8 protein-coding genes are annotated in these 12,286 nt (G+C 76.1%); 5 read left to right on the top strand and 3 right to left on the bottom strand.

Annotated elements, in window-relative coordinates; all coding sequences use genetic code 11:
• The first annotated feature begins 62 nt into the window (after positions 1-62).
• The 3 genes from OG618_RS25460 to OG618_RS25470 all read left to right on the top strand — a co-directional run bounded on the left by OG618_RS25460 (position 63) and on the right by OG618_RS25470 (position 2,559).
• Complete coding sequence (locus OG618_RS25460; RefSeq protein ID WP_329489853.1) at positions 63-881, top strand: TetR/AcrR family transcriptional regulator; 819 nt, start codon at positions 63-65, stop codon at positions 879-881.
• A gap of 183 nt (positions 882-1,064) precedes the next feature.
• On the top strand, positions 1,065-1,775 hold the full coding sequence (locus OG618_RS25465) for a ribonuclease HII (RefSeq protein WP_329489854.1): 711 nt from the start codon (positions 1,065-1,067) through the stop codon (positions 1,773-1,775).
• A 256-nt stretch (positions 1,776-2,031) separates the two neighbouring features.
• The gene (locus OG618_RS25470) at positions 2,032-2,559 is read left to right on the top strand and encodes a hypothetical protein (protein WP_329489855.1); all 528 of its coding nucleotides are present in this window, start codon (positions 2,032-2,034) and stop codon (positions 2,557-2,559) included.
• Between the two features lie 145 nt (positions 2,560-2,704).
• On the opposite strand, the gene OG618_RS25475 is transcribed toward OG618_RS25470, so the two are convergent.
• A complete protein-coding gene (locus OG618_RS25475; protein ID WP_329489856.1) occupies positions 2,705-3,313 on the bottom strand; it encodes a hypothetical protein in 609 nt (202 codons plus the stop codon).
• A gap of 538 nt (positions 3,314-3,851) precedes the next feature.
• Complete coding sequence (locus tag OG618_RS25480; protein ID WP_329489857.1) at positions 3,852-6,086, bottom strand: RecQ family ATP-dependent DNA helicase; 2,235 nt, start codon at positions 6,084-6,086, stop codon at positions 3,852-3,854.
• Positions 6,087-6,314: 228 nt separating this feature from the next.
• On the opposite strand from OG618_RS25480, the gene OG618_RS25485 reads away from it, so the two are divergent.
• A complete protein-coding gene (locus OG618_RS25485) occupies positions 6,315-7,889 on the top strand; it encodes a DUF4192 domain-containing protein (protein ID WP_329489858.1) in 1,575 nt (524 codons plus the stop codon).
• A gap of 76 nt (positions 7,890-7,965) precedes the next feature.
• Here the strand turns inward: OG618_RS25485 and OG618_RS25490 are convergent, their stop codons facing one another.
• Entirely contained in the window at positions 7,966-9,279 is a 1,314-nt protein-coding gene (locus OG618_RS25490; RefSeq protein WP_329489859.1) for an alpha/beta fold hydrolase, read from the bottom strand.
• Positions 9,280-10,028: 749 nt separating this feature from the next.
• Between OG618_RS25490 and OG618_RS25495 the strand changes: the two genes are divergently transcribed.
• Entirely contained in the window at positions 10,029-12,167 is a 2,139-nt protein-coding gene (locus OG618_RS25495; protein ID WP_329492271.1) for an amylo-alpha-1,6-glucosidase, read from the top strand.
• The last annotated feature ends 119 nt before the right edge of the window (positions 12,168-12,286 follow it).

The raw sequence follows: 12,286 nt of genomic DNA on the forward strand, positions 1-12,286 counted from the left end.
ACTAGCCTGGACGATATCCTGGGCGAGATTGTGAACGCAAGCGTTCCCTAAGGTTGGTGACGATGGATCAGTTGGTACGGCGCCAGGCGGCAGAACGGCCGGGCGGCCGGGCGGCCGAGCGGCCCGTCGAGCGGCCGCGCGACCAGGTCGCGGACCGGGCGGGCGAGCAGCTCCCGGGGTCGGCGGAGGGAGCCGTGGAGTGCCCGGCGGAGGGCGGTCCGGCCGTGCCCGTGCCGAGGGTCGTCGTCCCGGTGGCCGGGCCGGCGTCGCACTGTCCGATGAAGGTGGCCGCCGAGGTGCTGTCCCGGCCGATGCGGCGCCGGGGCAAGGAGCTGGAACGCGCGATCTTCGAGGCCGTGCTCGACCAGCTCACCTCCGGCGGATTCGCACGGCTGACGATGGAAGGCGTCGCCGGGGCCGCGCGGACCGGGAAGGCCGCGTTGTACCGGCGCTGGGCGTCCAAGGTCGAACTCGTCATCGACGCCCTGGACTCCACTCTGCCACGGCCCTCCGACACCCCCGACCTCGGGTCCGCCCGTGCCGAATTGCTGCTGCTCATCCAGGGTTTCACCGAGGCGATGAACTCCCGGTCGGGTGGTGCCATGCACGCGTTGATGGCCGAGCTGGAGCACGAGCAGGCGGAGCTGTTCAAGGACTTCATCGTCCAGCGGGTGGTCGAGCCGACCAAGGACACGATCCTGGAGATCCTGCGGCGGGGAGCGGAGCGCGGCGACGTCCGGCCCGGCGCGGTCAGCCCGCTGGTCGCCGACGTGGCGCCCGCGATGCTGATGTACCGGGTCAAGGTCTGCGGCCGGCAGCTCGGGCGCGGATTCGCCGTCGAGCTGGTGGACGAGGTCCTGGTGCCGCTGATCCGCCGCTGACGCGCGCTGCCGGGGGCGGGGGCGGGTCCGGGTGGTGTGCCTGGCGGCCGGGGCGCCAGGTCGCCGGGGGCCGGGGGCCGGCTGGTCGGGGCGGCTCCGGGCGGCGGGGGCCGGGGGCCGGCTGGTCGGGGCGGTTCCGGGCGGGGCTTACGCTGGAGGTTGCCCCAGCCGAAGGACTCCGCGATGCCCATCGTTCCGCCGACGCACTCCGTCGAGCGCTCGCTGCGCCGGGCCGGCGCCAAGATCGTCGTCGGTCTCGACGAGGTCGGGCGCGGCGCCTGGGCCGGACCGGTCACCGTGGGTGCCGCCGTCACCGGGCTGCGCAAGCCCCCGGAGGGCCTGACCGACTCCAAGCTGCTGACCGAGCTGCGCCGCGAGGCGCTGGCCCCCGTCCTCGCCGACTGGGTCACCGCGTACGCGCTCGGCCACGCCTCCGCGCTGGAGTGCGACGAGCTGGGGATGACCGCGGCGCTGCGGCTGGCCGCCGTGCGCGCCCTGGAGGCGCTGCCGGTCGAACCGGACGCGGTGATACTCGACGGCAAGCACGACTACCTGGGCGGCCCGTGGCGGGTACGCACGGTCATCAAGGGCGATCAGTCCTGCATCTGCGTGTCGGCGGCCTCGGTGCTCGCCAAGGTCCACCGCGACGGACTGATGACCGAACTCGGCGAGACCTGCCCCGAGTACGGTTTCGCCGACAACGCCGGCTACCCCTCCCCGGTGCACCGCACCGCGCTGGAGGAGTTCGGCCCCACCGAACAGCACCGGCTCTCCTGGGCCTACCTGGACGGGCTGCCCCGATGGCGCCACCTGAAGCGGACCAGGGCCGTCGTCGGTGTCGGCGGACCGGGCTCGGCGGGTCCCGCGGACGAGCAGTTGACGCTCGGTTTCTGACGTTTCGTCGTCCATTGACCCGGGTGGGGGCGGAAGGCTTCCGTGCCCAATGGGTGGGGCGCCCGTGCGCGCCCGACCGGCATTTGATAGATATCCGGGTATGCCTGTCTTCCCCGAGGAGCCGGAGATTCACGAGAGCCTCCCGGGCCCCGGCGTTCCCTTCCCCCGCGAGTCGGACGCACAAGCCCCCCGTACGCCTGCCTCCGGCAGCGCGACTCCTTCCGCACCGTCGACCGTCACCGCAGCCCCGGCCCCGGTGCCGGGCCAACGACCCGCACCCGCGCGCCCGGCGCCGCCGGGCGCCGGGCGCCCGGGGCCGCAGCCCCGGCCGGGCGGGATCCCCAAGCCCGGCCCGCGCCGTCCGGCGCCCGCGGCACCGCAGGTCGCGGTCCAACTCCTGTCCGCCACCGCCGCGCAGGCGCTGGAGCGCGCCGACGAGGCGGTCGACCGGCTGCTGGACTCCGGCCGCGACCCGGGCGCCGTCCTGGTGCTGACGGTCGGCGAACCGCACCCCTGGCAGCGGCACGAACTCTCCTTCGGCGAGGAGCGCTACTGGGCGCAACTCGCCGAGGGGGGCGACGTGTTCTACGCGGACGCCGCGCTGACCCGGCCGGCCCGCCGTGCCGTGGTCGTGCTGGTGGTCAACGGCGGCAGCGCCGACCGTGCCGCCAAGGCGTTCACCGAGGCGCGCGGCCGGGCGGCCGAGCTCCTGGTGGTCTGCGGTGACGCCGGCCCCGCCGCCGAGGCCGCCGGTGTACCGGCCGGCCGCCCCGTGTCCGCCTGACACCCGTCGACCCTTGGGCCCGGCACCACCAGGTGCCGGGCCCGACCCGTTCCGTTCCGACCCGTGCCGCCACCTGTGGGCGTGCCCGCGGCGCCCGGGCCCCGAAGCACGGGTGGGCGGCGGCCCGTTGCCTGAGGGCGCGGCCTCAGTAGGTGCCGGTGCGCCGGCCGGGCTCGATCGCGGTGACCCGTGCGCCGGTCCACGGGCGATCGGACTGGCGCAGTGGGCGCTGCCCCCGAGCGCTCTCCAGTGCAGGGCGGGGCGGCAGCTCGGTCACGGTGTGGACCGGCCCGTCCGCCCACGAGCCCGAGTGCGGATTGCGTCCGCTCCGGCCGTCGGCGAGGATCTGCCAGCCCGCCGGGGTCAGCGTGAGGTACGAACCGCAGCGCAGTCCGTGCAGGGCGGCCGCGTCCTGCAGGGCCCACATCCAGGCGCCGTCCTGGGCCGTCCAGCCCGCCGAGCCCTCCCGGCAGCGCAGCAGCACGGCCGTTCTGGCCGGAGTGGTCCGGCGCAGGTCGTGCGGGGTGACCTGCCGCAGGTGCGCCAGGAGGGCGTTGCGGTGCTCCCAGCCGTCGGTGTGGCGCGGCCGGGGAACGAAGGACGCCGAGGCGTTCAGCCGGTGTGAGGCGTCCAGCACGGTGACCACGACCGTGCCGGGCTGCGGCAGGTGGCGCCGGTGCAGTTCCAGGACGAACTCGCGCGGGTCGCGCAGCGACGGGATCCCCGAGGCGGCCCATGTCTCCAGGTCGCACACCCGTCTGGGCTCCGAACCCCGGGCGAGGGGATACTGACCTCGGCCGATACCGTTGATCACGATCCTCCTTCCCGACCCACGGATGCGCGGGTACGTGTGTACGCCGGAGCCCTGGTCCAGCGGACCGGGTTCCGGGTACGGTCCAATTCTCAGGGCAGCGGGGGTGGAGCGGCAATGATGAAATGATGAACGCCGCCCGAAAGCCAACGTTCTGCCGGATATATTCCCCCTCGGCGTGACCGTCACCCACGGCTCGCGAGGCGGTGATCCGGAGCATCCGAAGGCCGGTGCGGAGTACTTTTCGCATGGTCGCCCCTTCCTTTGCCCGGTCGGTGCCGCCGGTTCCCGCAGATCGTCCGCGCTGCGCCCGCATTACTCCATTCAGGTGTAGGTCAGTGCCGGAACCCCCAGGCTCCGTCACCGTCTTCCCGCCGATCACGAGCGCAGTCCCACCTCGCTCCGCTCGTTCCGGCCCGCTTCGCACCTCCCGGTCGGCCCCGGCTCCCCGCTCGCCGGAGCCCCGCGTACCCCCCCCGGCTCAGCCCTGCACGGCCAGGACCAGCGGCAGGACGGCGCTCGCCCCGGCCTTGCGCAGCAGCCGGGCGGCGACGGTGACCGTCCACCCGGAGTCGACCAGGTCGTCGACCAGCAGCACCGGCCCGCCCGCCGCGGCCACCGCCGCCTCCACCTCCGGGGGCAGCGCGAGCGCTCCGGCCAGTGCGTGCAGGCGCTGGGCACTGTTGCTGCGCCCGCCCTGCGGCGACCGTCCGGCCGCGTACTCGATGTGCCCGAGCAGGGGCAGCCGGCCGATCTCGGCGATCCGGGCCCCGAGGCTGCCGACCAGCTGCGGTCGGCGGGACGAGGCCATGGTCACCACGCCGACCGGCCGGTCGAGCCGGACTCCCTCGGTCGTCGCGGGCCCGGCCCAGCCGCCGGGGCCGCGCGCCCAGTCGCTCAGCACCGCCACCAGGGCGTCCACCGCCTCCCCGGGCACCGGAACGTCGGGCGCCTGGTCGGCCAGCAGCGTCCGCAGCCGGTTGCCCCAGCCGATGTCGGAGAGCCGGCCCAGCGCCCGGCCGGTCTCGGCCTGCTCGCCCGCCGGGATGCGGCCCTTGAGCGGCACGCCCAGCGCGTCCATCCCGGTCGGCCAGAGCCGGCGAGGCTCGAAGCTGACGCCGGGCCGGCCGAGCGCGGCCCGCGCCGCGTCCAGCGCCGCGGCGGAGACCTCCGGGGTGTGCAGCGGTCCGGCGCAGTTGTCGCAGCGGCCGCACGGCTCGGCCTGCTCGTCGTCCAGCTGCCGCCGCAGGAACTCCATCCGGCAACCGGTCGACGCCGCGTACTCGCGCATCGCCGCCTGCTCCGCCTCGCGCGAGGCGGCGACCTTGGCGTACCTGGCGGTGTCGTACGCCCAGCTCTGCCCGGTGGCCGTCCAGCCGCCCTTGACCCGGCGCACCGCGCCGTCCACGTCGAGCACCTTGAGCATGGTCTCCAGCCGGGCGCGGCGCAGGTCCACCCTGGGCTCCAGGGCGGCGGTGGAGAGCGGCCGGCCGGCCTCGGCGAGGGCGTCGATGGTGCGGCGGACCTGCTCCTCGGGCGGGAAGGCCAGGGAGGCGAAGTAGCGCCAGATCGCCTCGTCCTCGCGCCCCGGCAGCAGCAGCACCTCGGCCCGGTCGACGCCGCGGCCGGCCCGGCCGACCTGCTGGTAGTAGGCGATCGGCGAGCTGGGCGAGCCCAGGTGCACCACGAATCCGAGATCGGGCTTGTCGAAGCCCATGCCGAGCGCGGAGGTGGCGACCAGCGCCTTGACCCGGTTGGCCAGCAGGTCCGCCTCGGCGGTGCGGCGCTCGGCGTCCTCGGTGCGGCCGGAGTACGAGGCCACCGGGAAGCCCCGCTCGCGCAGGAAGGCCGTCACCTCGTCGGTGGCGGCGACCGTGAGGGTGTAGATGATGCCGGAGCCGGGCAGCCGGTCGAGGTGGTCGGCCAGCCAGGCCAGCCGGTGCGCCGGGTCGGGCAGGGCGAGCACCCCCAGGGTGAGGCTCTTGCGGTCCAGCGGGCCGCGCAGCACCAGGGCGTGCTCGTCGGTGGTGCCGGTGCCGAGCTGCTCGGCGACGTCGGCCGTGACGCGGGCGTTGGCCGTGGCGGTGGTGGCCAGCACCGGGACGCCCGGCGAGAGGTCGGCGAGCATGGTGCGCAGCCGGCGGTAGTCGGGGCGGAAGTCGTGGCCCCAGTCGGAGATGCAGTGCGCCTCGTCCACCACCAGCAGGCCGGTGGAGGCGGCGAGCTTGGGGAGCACCTGGTCCCGGAAGTCGGGGTTGTTCAGCCGCTCGGGGCTGACCAGCAGGATGTCCACCGCGCCCGCCGCGACCTCGGCCTGGACGGCGTCCCACTCGTCGGTGTTGGCCGAGTTGATGGTGCGGGCGTTGATGCCGGCCCGGGCGGCCGACTCGACCTGGTTGCGCATCAGGGCGAGCAGGGGGGAGACGATCACCGTCGGACCGGCGCCGCGGGCCCGCAGCAGGGCGGTGGCGATGAAGTAGACGGCGGACTTGCCCCAGCCGGTGCGCTGCACCACGAGGGCCCGGCGGTGGTCGACGACCAGGGCCTCGATGGCCGTCCACTGGTCCTCGCGGAGGGTGGCGGCGGGCCCGGCGAGTTCGCGCAGGACGGCCTCGGCCCGCGCCCGGACCTCGGCGCGGTCGGCGGCTGTCGCGCTGCCGGTGCCGGCCGTGGCGGTGGTGTCGGTGGCGGTGGTGTGGTTCTGCGGCTGCTGCATGCCGTCCATGTAACCCCGAGCTGCCGACAATGGGCGAACGGCGCTGCTCACGGGTGGGTGGCCGGCGGGTGCAATTCATCAGCTCTTCCGCTGAACGGGTGTCGAATGTCCCCCGGGAGAGTGGCTCCGAATGCCCCGAACGAAGGACGTTTTATCCACAGGCGGGCTTTATCCACAGGGAAAAGGAAAATCCGGGGGCGGCTCGTGGATTGCGGCAGTCTTCCGGTCATGAACAACGAACGCGTCGCACTCCCCTTCCACCCGGCCTCCGGCGGGCGTCCGGTCACCATGCGCGGCCCGGCCGACATGGCCGAGCTGCTGCCCTACCTGCTGGGCTTCTTCCCCGACGACAGCATCGTCGCCGTCGGCCTCCAGGGGCCGGACCTCCACCAGGGCGGGGTGATCCGGCTGGACATCCCCGAGGCGCCGCAGCAGTGGTCGGCGGCCGCCGACGAGACGGCATCGCTGCTCGTCGGCCTCTCCGAGCGCCGGGACCGCCGACCGGTCCAGGTCCTCCTCTACCTCTGTCAGGACCCCGACCGGGAGCACGGTCCGCCGGTGCTCGACCGGCTCCAACCGCTCGCGGAGGAGCTGCGGGCGGCCTTCGAGGCCAGGGGAGTGCGGGTGAAGGAGTCACTCTGCGTGTCCGCCGGCCGCTGGTGGTCCTTCCTCTGCCGTCGGGAGGGGTGCTGCGATCCGGCCGGCCACCCGGTCCGGCACAGCCCCGCCCCCGGCCCGGTGGCCGCGGCGGCCACGTTCGCGGGACTCGCGCCGCGGGGCAGCCGCAAGGCGATCGTGGCGGCGGTGGGCCCGATCGGTCCGCCCGAGGCGGACGCCCAGCGCCTGGCACTGGCCCGGGTACTGGACAGCCGGGCGCCGTCGCCCTCCCGGGAGCAGGGCGGCGCGCTGCTCGACCAGGCGGTGGCCGAGTTCATGGTCGGCGCGCGCGTACTCGACGACCACCGGACGGCCCGGCTGCTCGTCGCCCTCCAGGACCGGCGCACCCGGGACCGGGCCGCCGAGTACATCCGGCCCGAGGAGCTCGCGCCCACCCAGCGGCTCTGGCGCTTCCTCGCCAGGCGGTGCGTGCCGCCCTACACCGGTTACGCCCCGCCGCCGCTCACTCTGCTGGCCTGGGCCTCCTGGGTCGCGGGGGACACCGCGACGGCCCGCGTGGTGCTCGCCCACACGCTCCGGCTCGCCCCCACCTACCTGCTGGCCCAGCTGCTCTACGAGTCGTTGAACGGCGGCCTCTCGCCCGAGGAGCTGTTGGCGAGCGTGGCGGCCGAGCGCGGCCGCCGCTCCGCCGGAGAGCGGGGAGCGCCGGCGGGCGGCCCGGGCCGCCCTGTCCCTGAGCGGGGTCCGGACCCCGAGCGGTCGCCGGAGGAGCCGTCGCCCCCGGCCCCGGCGAAGCCTCGCCGTCGGCGCGCCCGCAAGGGGGAGGTCGAGGCGGAGCCGCCGGGTGAGTCGGGTGCCGCGAGCCCGGGGGCGGTGCCCGGCGAGGCAGGTGCGCCAGGTGTCGCCCGTACGCCGGGGCGGCGCCCCGACCGTCCGGCCAGGGGCACGGCGAAGGTCCGCGAGGGCGGTCGGCCCGACGAGGGCCCGAGTGCAGGACCGCCGGTTCGGGCGTCTGACCGCGAGGCACGACGGCCGTCCTCCCGGGTGCGCTCCGCCCGGAGGGTGGGGCCCGGCCGCGCCTCGCCCTGGGCGTCGGTGGAGGCGGAGGCGGAGGCGACGGCGGATGGGCGCGGCCGGAGTCGCGGCGCCCGCGGTGCGACGGGCCGGTCCCGGCATGCGCCGTGACACCCCGGCGGTCGGGGGCCCCGGTTCCTCCGCCGGCCGGCTCGGGCCGCCGACCCGAGCCGGCGGCCCGAGACCGCTACACCTCGCCGCGGGCCATCGCGATCAGACGGTCCAGCACCTTGCCGCCGCTGACCCGGAGCCCGTCGTGCTCCCACTCGTTGGTGACCCACGTCCGCAGGCCGCGTACGGCCCGGGCGGTCTCCAGCGAGTCCGCGGTGTCGACGTACATGTCGTCGTGGTAGACCGCCGCCACGACGGGCACCTCGTTGACGGCCAGTCGGGCCGGGTCGTACAGGTCGGCCCAGTCGGTGCGGGCGGCGAGCAGCTCCGCCGTCTCCTTCAGCGGGCGGAGCGCCGGGTCGGTGTCGAACAGCCAGGGGTAGATCATCTCCCCGGTGAACAGCACCGGGGCCCCCGATTCCAGCGCAGCCCCGGCGTCGAACTCGGGGAACTCCTTGCGGACGCGCTCGGCCGCCCAGCCGGTACCCGCCCCGTCCACCGACCGCTGACCGTAGATCGATTCGTGCAGCACGGCGTACAGCGGTCCCTCGGCGAAGGAGACCTTCGCCTGGACGCCGGCCAGGAAGGTGTCGGACAGCTCGGGCCCGGCGACGCCTTCCACCCAGGCCTCCTCCAGCAGGTAGTGCAGGCTTCCGGAGCCGCTGCCGCCGCCGAGCATCATGCCGAGGCCCTGGAACGCCTGGACGGTGAGCAGCCCGCCGTCGGGCAGCGTGGCGGGGGAGTCGGCGAGGTGGGCGGCGATCCGCCGGACCGCTTCGACGTCCTGCGGGAAGCGGGCGTAGTGCTCCTCGTTCTTGCGGACCACCCGGGGGTAGGCCGCCCGGTACACGTCGTCGGCCGAGCTGCGCAGGCCCGCGAGGCCGCCCGTGACGAAGGCCTCGTGCAGCCCCTCGGGCGCGATCGACAGGTAGGTGAGGAGGCAGAAGCCGCCGAAGCTCTGGCCGAGCACGCTCCAGCGCCGGTCGTCGCCGAGAAGTCGGCGCCGGATCAGCTCGGCGTCCCGCACGATCGAGTCCGCGCGGAAGCACGCCAGGTAGTCGGCCTGCTCCTGGGCGCCGCCGCGCCGGGCGAGGGTCTGCCGGTTCGCGGGCGTGGACCGCCCGGTGCCGCGCTGGTCGAGCAGGAGCACCCGGTAGTCGTCCAGGGCGCGCTCCAGCCAGCCGTCGCGGCCGAGCGGGCGCCCCGCCTTGCCGCCCGGTCCGCCCTGGAGGAAGAGCAGCCAGGGCAGATCGTCCTTCTCACGGCGCGCGGCCACCACCTCGCGGGCGTACACCTCGATCTGCTCGCCCTGGGGGGCGGAGTGGTCGAGGGGCACGCGGAAGACGTGGTCGGTCGTGACAATCCCGGGCAGCCGGCTGGCGGTGGACATACAACTCCTCGGTATGTGTCTGGTTCACAGCCGTCACGCCGCCGCTCACGGTGTTGCCGGTGCGGGCGCCGCAACCCCCGCACCGTATCCTGACGGCGGTCGGACACGGGTTCGACGGTTGCCGTTCACGACCGTCCGCCCGAGGAGCCGCGCGAGGCTGTACGACAGCCGCGGCGCCCGTGGGTGCGGGCCCGTCACGGCACCGGCCCGGAGCGCCGGCGGCCCGGCGGCGGCACGACTGCCCGGTACCCCGGTGCGGCAGGCCGAAGTGACGGTTCGGGCGTTACCTGCGGCCGGTCCGCGGCGTTCACCCCGGGGGCACTGTGCCCGGACGGACACCGGGCTCCCGCAGCCGGACGACGCCGCGCCGCGCCGAGTACCGGGGTGCGGCCCGCCGACGGTGCCCGGCGCACCGCCCGGCCGACGGGCGGCCGGCAGAAGGTGGCCGTCCCGCGCCCGTCCACGGCGGGACCGGGGCGCCGATCGGGACACGGCGTCACCGGTGCGCCCGGGCAGAGGCCGTGACGAAGTGCCGGGCACCAGCGGGTGCCCGGGAAAGGCGAACCCGGTTCCCCGGCGGCACCGGGCACCGCATGGCACGGCCCGGCGACGGGTACGGCCAGACACGGCAGGCACGCCGGCGGGAACCCCCGCCGGCCAGGCATCATCAGCACGCGATCGAGCATGCTCGCGGCCCACCGGCCCCCCGGCCACCGGACCGCCGAGGGGAGGAGAGTCCGGTGACCGCCATGAGGCCACCACAGGCCATGCCGGCCGAGAGCGTGGTCGGTGCGCCGAGACCGGTCGGGCGCCCCGACCAGGTACCGCCGGGCATGCCCGGCGGCGCACCCGCCGGCCCGGCCCGGTCGGCGGCGCCGCGTCCGCAGCCCGCCGCCGTCCACCACGCGGTGCTCTGCGTCAACGCCCCCTCGATGGCCGCCTCCGGTCCGGACGGACAGCTGCGCGGTCACGGCCTCCACGGCTTCTACCGCTCCGGAGTCCGGGTCCTGGCCCGGATGGAGCTGCGGATCGGCGGCATGGAGCCGCTGCCGCTCCAGGGCACCCTGACCTCGGCGGCGCAGGCCCGCTTCCTCGGCGCCGTCCGGATCCCCGGCGACCTCGACCCCGATCCGGCGCTCACCGTCGAACGGCTGCGCCATGCCGACGGGATCGAGACCGTCACCGTCCGGAACACCGGCAGCAGGCCGGCCCGGCTGCCGCTGGAGATCGCGCTCGGCACGGACCTCGGCCCGGTCGGCGAGATCGCCGCCGGGCACCGGCCGCCGGACCTGCCCGGACAGGTGCAGTCCGCCGGGCTGCGCTGGGCCGGGCCGACCCACAGCGCCGTCGTCAGCGCCAAGCCCTCGCCGCACGCCGTGCTGGCCGGCGCCGGAGTGCTGCGCTGGGACCTGGAGGTGCAGCCCGGCGCCCGGTGGTCGGTCGAGCTGCGCACCGAGCTGGAGAGCACCACCCCCGGTCCCCGGCCGCCGGGCGGCCGCGGCACCGGGGTCCCGCTGCCGTGGGCGGAGCCGGAGGTCCGCAGTGACGACCCCCGGGTCCAGTCGCTGGTGCCGCGCGCACTGGACGCCCTCGGCGGCCTGCTGTTCGCCGACCCGGACCGCCCGACCGACCTCTACCCGGCCTCCGGCGCGCCCTGGCGCTTCGGACTCGCCCCGGCCGACGCGCTCTGGGCGGCCCGGCTGATGCTCCCGCTGGGCACCCGGCTGGCGGCCGGCACCCTGCGGGCACTCGCCCGCCGTCAGCAGCTCGCGCCCCCGGCCGGCCAGGGCGGCCCCGGCCAACGGCCCGAGGGGCTGCTGCCCGGGGCGCTGCGGCACGGCGGTCCGGAGCTGCCGCCCACCTGCACGGCCACCGAGGCCACCCTGCTGTTCGTCACGGTGCTCGCCGAGGCCTGGCGTTGGGGCCTGCCCCGGCACGAGGTGGCCGAGCTGTTGCCGGCCGCCGAGCGGGCGCTCGGGGCGCTCCGCGACGGCCTGGTCGACGGCTTCGTCACCGACCTGAGCCGTCCGGTGGAGGAGCGCGCCGCCCATCCGGTGGCGGCCCGCGCCGAGGTCCAGGCCCAGGCGCACCGGGCCGCGCTGCACGGGGCCGAGCTGCTGGACGCCTTCGGCCGCCCCGGCGCCGAGGAGTGGCGCTCCTGGGCGGCCGGTCTGCGGGGGCGCTTCCGTGAGCGGTTCTGGATCGACGACCTCTCCGGCGGCCGTCCGGCGGCGGGCCTCGTCCCGGGGGGCCAGCAGCTCCCCGCCGTCGCCTCCTCCTTCGTCCACCTCCTCGACCCGGGGCTCTGCGCCGACGGCGGCCGGCACGAGAGCCTGCTCGACCGCGAGCAGACCAGGGTGCTGGCCCAACGGCTGGCCGCGCCCGAGCTGGACAGCGGCTGGGGCCTGCGCACGCTCAGCGCCAAGTCGCCCCGGTTCAATCCGCTCGGCCACCGCAGCGGGGCGGTGCGGGTCCATGAGACCGCCCTCGCGATCGCCGGGCTGGCCGAGGCCGGCCACGAGAACGAGGCCGGCGCCCTGCTGGAGGGCCTGCTCGGCGCCGCCGCCCACTTCGAGGGCCGGCTGCCCGAGATGTACGCGGGGGAGCAGCGCGTCCCCGGTTGCCCGCCGGTGCCGCACCCGGCCGCGTGCCACCCGGCGGCGGTCTCGGCGGCCGGGGCCGTGCACGCGGTGTTCGCCCTCGCCGGGGTGCGCCCCGACGTACCGGGCGGCCGGGTGCTGGTCCGGCCGGCCAGCACGGCGCCGCTGGGCGAGCTGCAGCTGACCGGGCTGCGGGTGGCGGGCGAGCCGTTCTCGGTGCGGGTGAGCCGGATCGGCGTGGCGATGGTCGAGGAGGCGTCCGCGGAGCTCCAGCTGGTCGCCCGCTGACCCCCGAACCGCGCCCCGGTCGGGCGGGGCCGCCCGCCCCGCCCGACCGGCCGGCCACCCAGAGCCGGGCACGGGGCAGGGACAGGTCGGGGGCGCGGACGGTCGGGCACGCTTCGTGC

The organism is Kitasatospora sp. NBC_01246, from assembly GCF_036226505.1.
Classification (GTDB): domain Bacteria; phylum Actinomycetota; class Actinomycetes; order Streptomycetales; family Streptomycetaceae; genus Kitasatospora.

Excerpts from the sequence above, each read along its gene's own strand:
- OG618_RS25485 (WP_329489858.1), top strand. The coding sequence starts at position 6,315 with ATGAACAACGAACGCGTCGCACTCCCCTTCCACCCGGCCTCCGGCGGG.
- OG618_RS25480 (WP_329489857.1), bottom strand. The coding sequence starts at position 6,086 with ATGCAGCAGCCGCAGAACCACACCACCGCCACCGACACCACCGCCACG.
- OG618_RS25490 (WP_329489859.1), bottom strand. The coding sequence starts at position 9,279 with ATGTCCACCGCCAGCCGGCTGCCCGGGATTGTCACGACCGACCACGTC.
- OG618_RS25495 (WP_329492271.1), top strand. The coding sequence starts at position 10,029 with ATGAGGCCACCACAGGCCATGCCGGCCGAGAGCGTGGTCGGTGCGCCG.
- OG618_RS25460 (WP_329489853.1), top strand. The coding sequence starts at position 63 with ATGGATCAGTTGGTACGGCGCCAGGCGGCAGAACGGCCGGGCGGCCGG.
- OG618_RS25465 (WP_329489854.1), top strand. The coding sequence starts at position 1,065 with ATGCCCATCGTTCCGCCGACGCACTCCGTCGAGCGCTCGCTGCGCCGG.